The sequence below is a fragment of the Paraburkholderia sp. genome, from assembly GCF_036488795.1.
Lineage (GTDB): Bacteria > Pseudomonadota > Gammaproteobacteria > Burkholderiales > Burkholderiaceae > Paraburkholderia.
On record NZ_DASXHA010000041.1, the window covers coordinates 1 to 14,476 of the forward strand.

At 61.0% G+C, this 14,476-nt stretch carries 10 protein-coding genes; 4 read left to right on the forward strand and 6 right to left on the reverse strand.

Features of this window, described 5'->3' with window-relative positions; translation table 11 throughout:
- From VGH41_RS05065 to pcaH, 3 genes are all read right to left on the reverse strand, one after another.
- On the reverse strand, positions 1–250 hold a 250-nt coding region (locus tag VGH41_RS05065), incomplete at its 3' end, for an RHS repeat-associated core domain-containing protein (RefSeq protein ID WP_331596250.1).
- Between the two features lie 1,241 nt (positions 251–1,491).
- Positions 1,492–2,082 (reverse strand): protocatechuate 3,4-dioxygenase subunit alpha, encoded by a 591-nt coding sequence (gene pcaG / locus VGH41_RS05070; RefSeq protein WP_331596251.1) that lies wholly within the window; start codon positions 2,080–2,082, stop codon positions 1,492–1,494.
- A 3-nt stretch (positions 2,083–2,085) separates the two neighbouring features.
- The gene (gene pcaH / locus VGH41_RS05075) at positions 2,086–2,790 is read right to left on the reverse strand and encodes a protocatechuate 3,4-dioxygenase subunit beta (protein ID WP_331596252.1); all 705 of its coding nucleotides are present in this window, start codon (positions 2,788–2,790) and stop codon (positions 2,086–2,088) included.
- 110 nt (positions 2,791–2,900) lie between these two features.
- Between pcaH and pcaQ the strand changes: the two genes are divergently transcribed.
- Together pcaQ and VGH41_RS05085 are read left to right on the forward strand one after the other, a co-directional pair.
- Complete coding sequence (pcaQ, locus tag VGH41_RS05080) at positions 2,901–3,884, forward strand: pca operon transcription factor PcaQ (protein WP_331596253.1); 984 nt, start codon at positions 2,901–2,903, stop codon at positions 3,882–3,884.
- Positions 3,885–4,185: 301 nt separating this feature from the next.
- Positions 4,186–5,310: a 4-hydroxyphenylpyruvate dioxygenase family protein gene (locus VGH41_RS05085; protein WP_331596254.1), complete on the forward strand. Its 1,125-nt coding sequence runs from the start codon at positions 4,186–4,188 to the stop codon at positions 5,308–5,310.
- Between the two features lie 27 nt (positions 5,311–5,337).
- Here VGH41_RS05085 and VGH41_RS05090 read toward each other — a convergent pair whose 3' ends face one another.
- Entirely contained in the window at positions 5,338–6,270 is a 933-nt protein-coding gene (locus VGH41_RS05090; protein ID WP_331596255.1) for a LysR substrate-binding domain-containing protein, read from the reverse strand.
- A gap of 166 nt (positions 6,271–6,436) precedes the next feature.
- Between VGH41_RS05090 and VGH41_RS05095 the strand changes: the two genes are divergently transcribed.
- Complete coding sequence (locus tag VGH41_RS05095) at positions 6,437–7,474, forward strand: DUF1338 domain-containing protein (protein WP_331596256.1); 1,038 nt, start codon at positions 6,437–6,439, stop codon at positions 7,472–7,474.
- Positions 7,475–7,661: 187 nt separating this feature from the next.
- The gene (locus VGH41_RS05100; protein WP_331596257.1) at positions 7,662–10,649 is read left to right on the forward strand and encodes an FAD-binding and (Fe-S)-binding domain-containing protein; all 2,988 of its coding nucleotides are present in this window, start codon (positions 7,662–7,664) and stop codon (positions 10,647–10,649) included.
- A gap of 11 nt (positions 10,650–10,660) precedes the next feature.
- Here VGH41_RS05100 and VGH41_RS05105 read toward each other — a convergent pair whose 3' ends face one another.
- On the reverse strand, positions 10,661–11,284 hold the full coding sequence (locus VGH41_RS05105) for an XRE family transcriptional regulator (RefSeq protein WP_331596258.1): 624 nt from the start codon (positions 11,282–11,284) through the stop codon (positions 10,661–10,663).
- Positions 11,285–11,598: 314 nt separating this feature from the next.
- Positions 11,599–13,584: an RNA polymerase sigma factor RpoD gene (rpoD, locus tag VGH41_RS05110; protein WP_331596259.1), complete on the reverse strand. Its 1,986-nt coding sequence runs from the start codon at positions 13,582–13,584 to the stop codon at positions 11,599–11,601.
- Positions 13,585–14,476 lie beyond the last annotated feature (892 nt).

The window sequence follows — 14,476 nt, forward strand, 5'->3', positions numbered from 1 at the left end:
CAAGTCCTATCAGCAAGTCCAGAAATGGTCCATGCCCCGACGCATCCGACTGGTTCACCGGGTCGCCTGCGCAGTACCCGTAACCGTGCGGGCCGCCCCCGCCAAACGGACTGAGACTATCCCATGCACTGAAGCGTCGGATGATAGGGTTAAAACTACGATAACCATTGCCCAACAGATAATTTCCAGTCAGCGCCGAGCGGCGTTGACCGATATAACCTAGTGAAACGGTGTTCAAATTAGTTGTCATTTCGGTATTCTCGTTTTTAAACTTTAACGGTCTGCCTTGTCGGATATATCGGCGCACAGACTCAGTGATGAAGGATCAAACCTGCGCGACGGATACTCACCATAATTTTGACGGGATCGAAAACGTCAGAGGTGACGGTCTTTTTGGTCATGATGAACCTCGCGAAGAAAAATAACGATTGGCCATGCCCGCTGGCAGACGGTTTAGGAATCTCCCGCGGCCGGTATCCGGGCGGGAGGGCTAAGCGCGAAAATCAAGAACCGAACGGCGCTGAGGTATAACCGTACGCGTTGCGGACGGTATGGAGGCGCAAAGATGACGTTACCTCTTTTGCGTCAGGAATTGCGCAGCATAAAATTGATATGGATCAACTAACACTATTTCGTCTTCAGACGGGTTGCTGTGATTTGGCCAGGTTCTATGGCATTAATCATCTTTGATGGCCAGTGAGTAGAGGGGGTTCTTTACCCACGACTCATTTGACGGGATGATTCACTGTCAATTAACAGAAAGCAGAAATCCACAGTCAGCTTTGTTTTTGTGTTTAATCTGCAATCGATCATTTGATATCGGATCTGCATGAATTTGTTTTAATTCGTCTATCGTAAAATTTCAAGTAATCAAACAGGATATTTTGGAGTGCATGAAATGTAGAGTGATAATGTTTCATCTCGTTGAGATTTGTCGCTCTCGAAAATAAACATATTGATTATTGCAAATCCTGCTTTTGCTGACGCGGCGGTAACATCTGCGAGCGCAAAAAATTGCTGGTTGAACCGCATGGCGAGGGAAATTGACCATAGCCGTCAGACTGGCACCGCTCTTCGGGTCGTGCAGTGTCGAGGTGCTGCGCCTGCGGAGAGGGAATTCGAGTCACGCGCAGGTAGAGAATTCACGCGCCGCCGGTTAGCGGGTATGGGTGCGCGACCGCTTTCACCGGTGATGTGCCGGGGTTCACGGCGAGCGGATGCCGAGCGAGTGGCCGAACCGCGACTCATCGAAAGACCGGCGCCATCAGCAAACATCACGGTGGCGAAGTTAACAGACCGCTAAGACAATAAGGAAAGACCAACGCCGCATACCGAACACCCAACCACCCATCAGCCAGACAAACATAAAACCAAAAAAAAGCCCGCTCGATTGAGCAGGCTTCAAAAAACACTCGGAGTTACGCGGCAAAAAACCCAACAACACCGCGAACCGCGATCATAAGACACCAATATGAACGCGCCGTGACCCCATCACAAATCGAAAAACACGGTTTCCTTCTCGCCCTGCATAAAAATATCAAACCGATAAACCGTCTTACTGGTACCCGGAACCCGCCGCGCGATCAACGTCTCGCGCCGCTCCGCGGGAACCAGCCGCAACACCGGATCAGCCGCATTGGCCGCAACTTCATCATCGAAGTAGATCCGCGTAAACGTATGCAGCAGCATTCCCCGCATCGTCACAATCACGTTCAGATGCGGCGCGTCAGCTTCATTCGCGCGTCCCGGCTTCACCGTCTCGACAATGAACCGCTTCTCCGGATCCGTACCCGTGCCAACTCGTGCAAATCCACGAAACCCGCGTTCTTTGACCTCGTCCCGTGATGCCGGATAGCGCCCTTCGCTATCCACCTGCGACACTTCGATCATCGCGTCGCCCACCACCTTGCCGTCACCGTCGAACACCTGACCAATAATCGTGATGTGCTCGCCCGCCGCCTCGTAGTCGGCAACCATTGGCGTGAACAGGCTCTTGAGGTCGAAATTGTATTGCTCGGGACACAGCCCGTAAGCGAAGTACGGACCAACCGTTTGCGACGGCGTTTGCTTAAGTGCAGTCATGGCTTAGCGCTCCATCGGAGTTTCATTGCGGCCGCGCAGCACGATGTCGAATTCGTACCCAAGCGCGTAGGCCTCTTCAGTCGTATCCAGCGAAAAGCGTGACACCAGCCGCTCGCGTGCATGTTCCGGCGTGCCCTGGAAAATCGGATCGAAGGCCAGCAGCGGATCCCCCGGAAAATACATCTGCGTCACCAGTCGCGAGCCGAAGTGATCGCCGAACAACGAAAAGTGAATGTGGTTCGGACGCCATGCGTTCGGATGATTGCCCCATGGATACGCACCCGGCTTGATCGTCAGGAAACGGTAGCGTCCTTCGTGGTCGGTCAGGCAACGCCCCGCGCCGAGGAAGTTCGGGTCAAGCGGCGCGTCATGCTGATCCGCCTTGTGAACATAGCGTCCCGCTGCGTTCGCCTGCCACACTTCAACCAGCGTATTGCGCACCGGGCGACCGCCTTCGTCCAGCACGCGCCCCGTCACGATGATGCGCTCGCCCAGCGGCTCGCCATTGCGTGCGGCATTGCGCGTCAGATCGTTGTCGAGCGCGCCGAGGTCTTCAGCGCCATACACCGGCACCCGCTGGTCGCGCAGGCGCTCCTTCAGAGGAATCAGCGGACGCGTCGGACCGCGCTTCACGGACGAACCGTAGCCGGGATAGACGTAAAGAGGATGGGACGCGAAGTCCCGCGGGGTGAGGATGGACTCGTCCATGCGGTGTCTCCCTGGAGGAATTGTGGGGATGTGAAGCTATGACGCGACTTTATCCAATCCAAGAAGTTATGCAAAATGACGTTTTCTCGTATCTCGTATAACCTGTCGTTATGCAACGCAGCCTCGCGGACAGCCGCGTCAAATTCCGTCATCTCCAGTGCTTTCTGGCCGTCGCGCAACTCGGCGGCGTGCAGAAGGCGGCCGAAAGTCTGTCCATTACGCAACCCGCCGTCTCCAAGACCGTCGCGGAGCTCGAGGCAATTCTCGGCGTCAAGCTGTTCGAGCGGGGCCGCCACGGTGCGGTGCCGACCCGCGAGGGTCAACTGTTCATGCCGCACGCCAGCGCCTGTGTCAGCGCCCTGCGGCAAGGTGTCGATCTGCTCGCACGGGCCGAGGGCGTTGCGTCAGCGACCCTGGAAATCGGCATTCTGCCGACCGTCGCGAGTGCGCTGATTCCGTCGGTGCTCAAGCGTTTCGCCGTCGAATGGCCGCGCGTGATCGTGCGGCTTGCGACCGGCTCGAATGCCGAATTGCTCGAGCGGCTCAAGGCGGGCAGCATCGAATTCGCGATTGGGCGCCTCGCCGACCCTGAACGCATGATCGGACTCAGCTTCGAGCAGCTATTCAGCGAGCCGCTGATTGCCGTGGTGCGCGCGGGGCATCCGCTAGAGTCGAGCGCCGGGCTGCCGGCCGCGCTGCTCGAAGGCTTCACGGTGGTGGTGCCGCCGTTCGGCACGCTGATCCGGCAGTCGGCCGACAGTCTGCTGGCGGCGTGGGGTGTGCCGCCCTTGTCGGCGTTCGTCGAGGTGCTGTCGGTGTCGATCGGGCGGGCGCTCGCGCTCGAAAACGACGCAGTCTGGTTCGTGCCGCAGAGCGCGGTCGAGTATGAACTGGCACACGGCATGCTGGCGCGCTTGCCGTTGCCCTTTGCCGGGACGGACGAGCCGGTGGGCCTGATCCGCCGCTCCGACACGCAGCCCTCGCCAGTGGCGCATGCGTGGATCGACGCGCTGCGCGTCGTCGCGCGGCAGCGCATGGCCACTGCGGCGGCAGGGCAGGCGGACATGCCGCGGCGTCGCCGTAAAGGCCGGTGATGCAGCGCGGCAATGGCCCTCGCATCATGACCCAAGGACCATCTTATTGCAGGGATGGCAAACACCGCGGCAAGCAGGCTGGCGCAAACAGGCGGGCAAACCGGCTGGCAAACCGGCCAGCAAGCAACGCCACGACGACCCGCGCAGATGAACCATCCAGTACAAAATGCAGTTGCGAGCGACCCTGACCCGGTGTACAAACACGGTGCGAAAGCCGTCGCCGGGCCGCGACGTTGCGCAATTGCGATGGTCTGCGTAAAACATCAGGAAGCGTGTCGAACGTATGTTTAAGGAGAATGCCATGCCCAGCGACCTGCCCACCCCGAGCGCCGCACTGAAGGCGGCGTCGGACCCTGAGCACAATCCGCTCGGCACTGCCGGTATCGAATTCGTGGAATTTGCCGCGCGCGATCCGCAAAGCATCGGGCAGACCTTCATGCAACTTGGCTTCAAGCCGATTGCGCGCCATATCAGCAAGGACGTCACGCTGTACCGCCAGGCGGAGATGAATTTCCTGCTCAATGCCGAACCGGATTCGTTCGCCGCGCGCTACGCAGAGGAATATGGCGCCGGCATCTGCGCGGTCGGGATTCGCGTCGCGGACGCCCAGCTCGCGTTCGACCGCGCAATCGAACTGGGTGCGTGGGCGTTCGAGGGCGAGAAGCTCGGCAAGGGCGAACTGGTGATTCCGTCCATTCAGGGCATCGGCGATTCGCACATCTACTTCGTCGACCGCTGGCGCGGTCGCGGCGGCCAGCGCGGCGGCCTCGGCGATATCTCCATCTTCGATATCGACTTCCGCCCGATCGAAATCGACACGGCGCAAGCCGACCTCAGCCACGCGGGGACGGGTCTCGTCGCGGTGGATCATCTGACCCAAACGGTGGGCGCCGGCCGTATGCAGGAATGGCTGGATTTCTATCGAGACCTGCTGAATTTCCGCGAGATTCACGAGCTGCACGCCAACTGGCACGTGTCGGCAGAATCGCGCGTGATGGTGTCGCCGTGCGGCGCGATCCGCGTGCCGCTTTACGAAGAGGGCACGCGCCGGACGAGCCTGATGCACGAATATCTGCCCGATCATCCGGGCGAGGGCGTGCAGCACATTGCGCTTGCCACCGACGACATCTTCGCCAGCGTGAAACAGTTGATTGCCAACGGCATTGAACTCGTCGAGCCGCCGCCGCGCTATTACGACCAGCTCGACGCGCGTTTGCCGGGGCACGGACTCGATATCGAACGGCTCAGGCGCGGCCGGATCCTCGTGGACGGCGAGATTGGCGCGGACGGCGTGCCGCTGCTGTTTTTCCAGACCTTTGTGCGGCGCCGGACCGGCGAAATCTTCTTCGAGATCGTGCAGCGCAAGGGGCATCACGGCTTCGGCGAAGGCAATCTGAGCGCGCTGGCGCAAGCCCGCGCGTCCTGATCCGGCTCGCAGGCCGTGGTTTAGCCTTTAGCCTGCGCTGTTTTCCGCGGTCAGCCGTGGGTTTGCCGCTGCGTACGTCGCCGCCTCCCTCAAGAGCCACTCGCGGAAGCTGGCGAGCGGCTTGCCGTGGCTGAGTTCAGTCGGATAAACGAGGTAATAGGCCGCTTCGGTAACCGCCGGTGCATCGAACGGCACGGCGAGGCCGGGCCGCTCGAGTTGCGCATCCACGAAGAAGCGCGGCACCAGCGCGATGCCGAGTCCCGCCGCTGCAGCACTGATCAGCATCGTATGCAACTCGTAGCGCACACCCTGCATGGCGCGGCTGTCGTCCACACCGAGGGTCTCGAACCAGTTGGCCCAGCCGTCCGGGCGAGTGGTCGAATGCAGTAGCGGGTAGTCGAGCAGGTCCGCCGGATGGCGAACGGGACCTTTGAGCAGGCTCGCCGCGCACACGGGAATGACTTCCTCGCGAAACAGGAAGTCAGCGGACGTGCCGGGCCAGGTCGGCTTGCCGTAGTGGATTGCCGCTTCGAAGTGCGTGTCCGCGAATGGAAAGGTGCCGGTGCGCACACCCATATTCACGCGTATGTCGGGGTACCGGGCGTTGAAATCGCCCATCCTCGGAATCAGCCAGTGTGAGGCGAACGTGGGCAGCGCCGCCAGTTCCAGATAGCCGCCGCCGCTGCCGTGCGCGACGATCGACAGCGTATCGCGGTCGAGCCCTTCGAGCGCGCGCCGGACCTGAGCGCTATAGACCTTGCCCGCCCTGGTGAGCACCACACGCTGCTTCACGCGCACGAACAGGCGCACGCCCAGGTTGCTCTCCAGCGTGTTGACCTGGCGCGACACCGCGCTTTCGGTCAAAAAGAGCTCACGGGCCGCGTGCGTAAAGCTTTCGTGGCGAGCCGCCGCTTCGAAAGCGAGCAGCGCGCCCATATTGGGGATCTTGAACTTTCGCACATTGATTCCGAAAACGCATCAAGTCTGGATTTTATCTCGCTTTACGGGGCGGCCGCGGATTCGAATAATGGCGCATCAAACGATGCCGCGTGTGCGCCCAGGCGCAGCGCCGGCAAGTCCCCCAGCCTACGCGGGCCTTGCGATGCCCGCTTTCCCGAGAAATACCATGCAGACCGTGCGCAATGCGAATATCGAACAACTGCTGCTGAAGCTGATCGGAGCCGACCAGACGGCCGCGCTCTTCAAGACGCTGAATCATCCGCACATTCTCAACGAATGGGAGCCGGGCGTCGTGACCCGCGCCGAACTCGCGCAGGCGCTGAACATGGTGCTGTTCGAAGACCTGCTGGCGCGCTCGGCGAATGGCCGCGCGTACACGCAGGACGCGCTGGCTGCGGGCGGCAGTGTGTACTTCGATCACGGCGCGCTGCGTACCGTGCGCTGGGCGCATAGCGGCGCGCTGCCGCCGGGTGAAGCCGCGTTTGCGCGGATCTTGCGGCCGCTCGGCTTTAGCATCAATGGACGCTATCCGCTGGACCGTCTCGGTATGACGGGCCGCGCCTGGGCGCATGATGACGCGCCGGATCAGATCGCGCAGTTCTTCGTCAGCGAACTGCATCCCGAGCGCTTTTCGGCTGAGTTCCAGCAGGCGGTGACGAATGTGATCGGCGCGTCGCGCGATCCGCTGACGCCGCGTGCCACTGCGCAGCTCTGGGAGCTGGAGCGCGACGGCGTGCTGCCACTCGACGCGGCGCATGAACTGCTGCCGGTGATCGTCGGTGCGTTTGCGCGTCAGCACGAGATGCCCAGCGAGGCGGATTACGAAGTGTTGCTGAAGGAGTCGGCGGAGATGACGTGGATCGCCACCGAAGGCAACGCGTTCAATCACGCGACGGATCGCGTCGCCGACGTGTTCCAGCTTGCCGATGATGAAAAAGCCAAGGGCCGGCCGATGAAGCCCGAAGTCGAGTGTTCGCGTTCGGGCCGGGTGTTTCAGACGGCATATCGTGCGGATATTGTGCAACGCGAATTCCGCGCGGCGGATGGCAGCACGGTGACGCGCGACGTGCCAGGTTCGTTCTATGAGTTCATCACGCGCAAACGCACGTTCGATCAGGACACACGCCGCTGGCAAACCGACTTGCGTTTCGATGCCGGCAACGCCCAGGGCATCTTCAAGATGACCGCGAGTCAGGCCGCCTGATTTCGCGGGCGCGGGCGTTTTGACGGGGAGCCGGCAGGCAGGTGTCGTCAAACGACGAAGCGCCGATTGCGCTACATTGGCAACGTCTGCAAACAACGCAACCCAGGCAACTGCGCCAACCCCAGCAAGCGAGGCAACCGCGACCGTGACTCACGAAGTTGATACCGTTCCTGACAATGGCTTACACATGGCAGCCGCTAGTGCCGCCACGTCGTTTCGCGGCACCGCTGCCGTGCTGCAATCGCTCGAGGCTGATCTGCGGCGGCACGTGCGTGGCGAAGTGCGCTTCGATCAGGCGTCGAAAGCGCTGTACACGTCGGATGCCTCGAACTACCGGCAAGTCCCGCTGGCCGTGGTCGTGCCCGCCGACATAGACGACCTGCTCGCCACCGTTGCCGCGTGCCGCCGCAACGACGTGCCGTTGCTGCCGCGCGGCGGCGGCACGTCGCAGAACGGACAATGCGTCAACGTCGCCGTGGTGGCAGACGCGAGCAAATATGTGAACCGCGTGCTTGCCGTAGACCCGGTAGCGCGCACCGCCATTGTCGAGCCAGGGGTGGTGTGCGACACGCTGCGCGACGCTGCGGAACAGCACGGTCTCACGTTTGCACCCGACCCGGCCACGCATAGCCGCTGTACGCTCGGCGGCATGATCGGCAACAATTCGTGCGGCGCGCATTCGGTGATGGCCGGCAAGACGGTCGAGAACGTCGAAGCACTTGAAATCGTCACTTACGATGGCGCACGCTTCTGGGTCGGCCCGACCACGGACGAAGAACTCGCACGCATCATTGCCGCCGGCGGCCGTCAGGGCGAAATCTACGCGGCGCTCAAGCAGTTGCGCGACACCTACGCCGAGTTGATTCGCGCAAGATTTCCGCAGATCAAGCGCCGGGTGTCGGGTTTCAATCTGGATCAACTGCTGCCGGAAAACGGCTTCAATGTCGCGCGGGCGCTGGTCGGTACCGAAGGCACGTGCGCCGTGACCTTGCAGGCCAAAGTGCGTCTGGTGAAGAGTCCCGCCAGGCGTGTATTGCTCGTGCTCGGCTTCGACGATATTTTTGTGGCTGCCGATGCGGTACCGCATTTCATGCACTGCGGACCGATTGCGATCGAAGGGCTCGATCGCGCCATCATTCGAGGTCTGCAGGCACGTGGCCTGAAGAAGGAAGAGATTGCGCTGTTGCCCGAAGGCGATGCGTGGGTGGTGCTCGAATTCGGTGCGGATACCCACGACGACGCCGTGCGCGAGGCGCGCGCAGCGGCTGAGTATTTCGCTGCGGGTGCCGCGGGCAAAAACGTTTCGATGGTGCTCGTCGAAGAACGCGCCTTGCAGGCGAAAGTGTGGTCGATTCGCGAGACGGGCGCGTCGGCGGTCGCCTTGTCGGTGGACCCAACGCGTCCTGATCCGGTGGTTGGCTGGGAAGATGCGGCGGTCGATCCGCAGCGTCTCGGTGACTATCTGCGTGCCTTTCAGGCGATGGTCGACCGTTACGGCTACGAAACCAGCCTGTACGGCCACTTCGGCGATGGTTGCGTACACGCGCGCATCACCTTCGATTTGCGCACGGCTGAAGGCATCGCCACGTGGCGCCGCTTTCTGCGCGAGGCGGCGGAGCTGGTGGTGGAGTTCGGCGGCTCGCTATCCGGCGAACACGGCGACGGTCAGGCGAAAGCCGAATTTCTGCCCATCATGTACGGCCCCGAATTGATGCAGGCCATGGAGCAGTTCAAGGCCATCTGGGATCCGGCGAACCGTCTCAATCCCGGCAAGGTCGTGCATGCCTACCGCGCCGACGAGAACCTGCGCATAGGGCCGGCCTACCGGACGGTGACCATGCAAACGAAGCTGACGTTTGCGAGTCAGGAGGGCGACGGTTTTCAACGTGCAGTGGAACGGTGTATCGGCATGGGCAAATGCCGCTCGCTCGAAGGCGGCACGATGTGCCCGAGCTATCGTGCCTCGCGCGAAGAAAAGTATTCAACGCGGGGCCGTGCGCATCTGTTCTGGGAAATGCTGCAAGGCGAAGTGATCACGGATGGCTGGCAAAGCCGCGAAGTCAAGCAGGCGCTGGATACGTGTCTGGCCTGCAAGGGCTGCAAGTCCGACTGCCCGACGCATACGGATATGGCTTCGTACAAGGCCGAATTTCTTTCGCATTACTATGAAACGAATCGTCGCCCGAGGCAGGCGATGTTCATGGGACGGATTGGCGAATGGGCCCCCCTCGCGGCGCGCTTGCCGCGCCTCGTCAATTTCATGAGCTCAGCGCCCGGCTTGGCGCCGTTAGGCAAATGGATTGCGGGTGTTGCACAGGCGCGCCAATTGCCGAAATTTGCCCGGCAGACATATCGGCAGATTGCACGGCGTACGAACACCTCCGCGCCTGCGCCGGGCGCGAAGAAAGTGATTTTGTGGGTCGATACGTTCAGTGACCACTTCTCGCCGGAGATTGCGCAAGCCGCTGCCGACGTGCTGACCCAACTGGGCTGGCACGTCGTGCTGCCGAAGAAGCGCCTGTGCTGCGGGCGTCCGCTTTACGACTTCGGCCTGCTCGAGCGCGCGCGCGAATTGCTGGTGAACGCACTGGATGAACTCGCGGATGACATCGCCGCAGGTGTGCCGTTAGTCGGTCTTGAACCAGGCTGTTTGTCCGTCTTCAAAGACGAATTGCTCAAACAGCTACCGGATCACGCGCTAGCGAAACGCCTGTCTGCACAGACTTTTCTATTCTCCGACTTCGTCGTACGCGAACCATTTGACTGGCCGACGCTCGACGCCGAGGTGCTCGTGCATGGGCATTGTCACCAGAAGGCATTGTTCGGCATGCAAGGCGATACGGCCTTGCTGGAGCGCCTTGGCGTGAAGTGGAAACTGCTCGATACCGGTTGCTGCGGAATGGCTGGCTCGTTCGGGTTCAACGCCGACCATCATGCGATGTCCGAGAAGATTGGCGAGGACAAGCTTTACCCGGCGATTCGCAATGCGGCGGCTGAAACGATCGTGTTGACCAACGGTTTTAGCTGCCGAGAGCAGATCGAACAGGGCACGGGGCGTCATGCATTGCATATCGCGCAACTGGCGCAGCGGGCGCTGGCCTCGCGAGGCGTCGAGCAGGTGGGCGGCGCGGCCGCGATGAATGCGAATGCAACGCCGCAGTCGTCTTTGGCGTGACCGGTCCTTGCCTACTTTTTCACGGTGTCCGCTGGCGGCGGAATGTCGGCGCTGGTGGCCATCCACAGCACTTCAGCGTCTTCGTCGCTAGTCGACACCGCCGCGTGGCCCGTGCGGCTGTCGAAGTAGATGCTGTCGCCCGCGTTCAGATGGGTCGGCGCGTACAGCTCCGAGTACAGACACACGCTGCCGCTGATCACGTAAAGGAACTCCTCACCTTCGTGGCGGCCCCAATCGTCGAATGCGTCAAGCGTGTGCGCGGAGATGCGAATCCGGAACGGCAGCATCGACTTGTGGGCGAGATCGGTTGCCAGTAATTCCATTTGATAGCCGCGATACGCGTGGCGTTGGCCGGCGTCCTTGCGCGTCAGCGCCCGGCGGCCGCCGGCGCTGACTTTCGGGGTTGAGCCAAACAGCTCGCCAATCTCGATCTTGAGGCCAAGCACGATCTTCTGCAGAACGTCGAAGGTCGGCGACATCAGGCCGTTTTCGACTTTCGACAGCGTCGAGCGCGATACGCCGCACAGGCGGCTCGCAGTTTCCAGCGTCAGATCCTGCGCCTGGCGAGCGGCCCGCACGCGCCGGCCCAGATCCGAGGTGGATTGCTCGGCGGGTTTGGTGAGATGGGTATCCATGGGATGTGGGGAGCAAGCACGCGCCCGATGGCGTGCAATGTTTCCGATCATAACATCGGGCGAGGGCGGCGGCGGCCCGACCCGCCGCTGGCGCGTGAATCCGGCAGCGTGCCCGGCTGGCTATTTTCTCATCGGAAACTCGTGTTATGACGTGATGCAGGGTGCCTCGCCAGGTGAGGACGCTTTGCAATGCCGGGTTCGAGGCGCGTAATAGTTGAGGCGGACAGCTGGTCTGGCCCGGGCAGCGGCCCCAATGAAAAAGGCTCTGGTTGCTGAACAACGCAAACCAGAGCCTTTTTTTGCTGCTTTTCTACTTACCGGTCGAGAAACGACTTCAGTCGATCTGCCCGGCTCGGATGCATCAGCTTGCGCATTGCCTTGCTCTCAATCTGACGGATCCGCTCACGCGTCACGTCGAACTGCTTGCCGACTTCTTCAAGCGTATGGTCCGACTTCGTGTCGATCCCATAGCGCATGCGCAGGACCTTTGCTTCACGCGGCGACAGTGAATCGAGTGCGTCGTCGATGGCGATGCGCAAGTCGGCCTGCACCGCAGCTTCCGCCGGCGACGTAGCCGCGGAGTCTTCGATCATGTCGCCGAGCGTCGCGTCGCCGTCTTCGCCCATGGGCGTTTCCATCGACACCGGCTGACGCGCAATCTTCAGGATGCTGCGTACTTTCTCTTCCGACAAATCCATCCGCGCAGCCAGCACGGACGGATGCGCTTCCTGTCCGGTCTGTTGCAGGATTTCGCGCGAAATGCGGTTCAGCTTGTTGATTGTCTCGATCATATGCACCGGCACGCGAATCGTGCGCGCCTGATCCGCCAGCGAACGCGTCACGGCCTGACGCACCCACCACGTCGCGTAAGTCGAGAACTTCCAGCCGCGCCGGTATTCGAACTTGTCCACGGCCTTCATCAAGCCAATGTTGCCTTCCTGGATCAGATCCAGGAACTGCATGCCGCGGTTGACGTATTTCTTGGCGATGGAGATCACGAGACGCAGATTCGCCTCGATCATCTCGCCCTTCGCCTTACGCATCTTCGCTTCGGCTGCGACCATCTTGCGGTTGATGTCCTTCAACTGCTTCAGCGGCAACGCAACCGTTTCTTCAATGGCGATCAGCTTTTGCTGTTCGGCTTGAATGGCCGGCAGATTGCGTTCCAGCGCCGCGCCGAATTCCTTGGACTTGGCGGCCATGCGCATGGTCCAGCCCAGATCGGTTTCGTGGCCCGGGAAGGTCTCGATGAACAGTTCGCGCGGCATGCCGCTCTTTTCCAGCACGATCTGCTGCACGCGACGCTCAATGGCGCGAACCTGCGTCACCTGATGATGCACGTCGCCGCACAGCCGGTCGATGGTGCGCGCGGTAAAGCGCAGCGCGGCCAGTTCCTGCTGGATTTCCTCGCGGGCACGCAGATGCGCCGCGGCCGACTTGGCGTCGTTCGCTTGCAGCGTGCTCACTTCTTCGAAGCGCGTGCGGACGCGAGCGAAGATTTCGAGGCAGTCGGCAGTCAGCTTTTTCAGGCGCGCTTCGTCGACGGCGCTGGAGTCCGCGCCGACGTCGTCATCTTCGTCGCTGTCGTCGTCGCTCGCTTCGCTGTCGATGTCCGCGGCTGCTTCGACGCTGTCTTCGGCCACTTCTTCCGTCGCCGTGTTTTCGTTCAGGCCATCGACCAGTTCGTCGATGCGCAACTCGCCGGCTGCGACCTGGTCGGCGCTGGCCAGAATGGCCGACACGGCCGACGGGCACGCGGCGATTGCTTGCACCATTTCGTGCAGACCGTCTTCGATGCGCTTGGCAATGGCGATTTCACCGGCGCGCGTCAGCAATTCCGTCGCACCCATCTCGCGCATATACATACGCACGGGGTCGGTGGTGCGGCCGAATTCCGAGTCCACCGTCGACAATGCAACTTCCGCTTCCTCGTCGGCCTGGTCGTCCGAGACGACCGGCGAGTTGGCGTTCAGCAGCAGCGCTTCGGCGTCCGGCGCTGTCTCGTAGACAGCCACCCCCATGTCGTTGAAGGTGGCGACAATGGTTTCCATTGCCGCGGTTTGCGCGAAGTTGTCGGGCAGGTGATCGTTGATTTGCGCGTGCGTCAGATAGCCGCGCTCCTTACCCAACTGGATCAACGCCCGCATCTGACGTTGTTGTTCTTCGACTTGCTGCGATGTTTCGGCAGCAACTGGGATCGCTTTACCCGCGCCCTTGCCCTTGGCAGTACGCCCGGCAGGGGCTTTGATTGAGTATCCGGCCGTGTTATCTCCGGAATCGTCCCGATCGAAAGGATTCAATGTCTTCTCCTCGAAGGCTTCGCTGTGAGGCGCAAGACGCGGCGCTCAGGCGTTTCGGCTAGGCCGCAACATCACCTGAGTGATACATGCGGCTGGTTATCTATGCTCGCAAAGAGCGAAAAGATTGGCCCGCACGAAGCGGGCCCATAGAGGCGCGCGAAATTCGCGCGGCCAGCGATTGTACACGAACTAGAGGTCGATCTCCTCCGAACTGCGAGATAAATGTAGAGAATGGTCAACTGGTGTCCGCCCTGGGGGCAGATCACATACAGGGACGGACTCCCGTGTGTTCGGCGATCGTTTCCGGGCTCGCATCATATGTAGGGGCGCCGTTGCTGTATTGCAAGGAGTGCTCGGCGGCCGCTGTACCGCGAAGGGCCGCGGCGGCACAAAAGCGTGAACGATGTCTTCATGGCACCCTCCGGCGCGTTGAAGTTGCGAACGCGCGGGGCGTCCCTCTCATTCCTCTCATGTATGCGTTGGCAGGCGTGAGTTCGCACGCGAGGTGATCGCATGTGAGATGAAGGAAAGGAGCGCGACGGTCGTGATCATCAGCGCAGTCATCGTTGTCTTCGCAGCCGCTGAAAAAATTTTCGCGAATACGCTTGACGGCATGCGAACGGCATTCCATAATTCGCCTCCCGTTTGATGACGGACGCGAAGAAAGCAGAGCTTCTAAGCGAGTGATCTTTAAAAATTAACAGCCGATAAGTGTGGGCGCTTGATGGCGACGCGGTCGGGTTCCTTGGAGCCTGACGTTAAAGCGAAAGTATCAAGTCTCACACAGTAATGAAAGGAAGGTTTTCCTGTCTTTGGACAGGTTAATCATTCGTCAGTACGTTGAGTGAGCGACCGGTTGGTAAAACAACCGAAAACAGTAACAGGTTTGAAC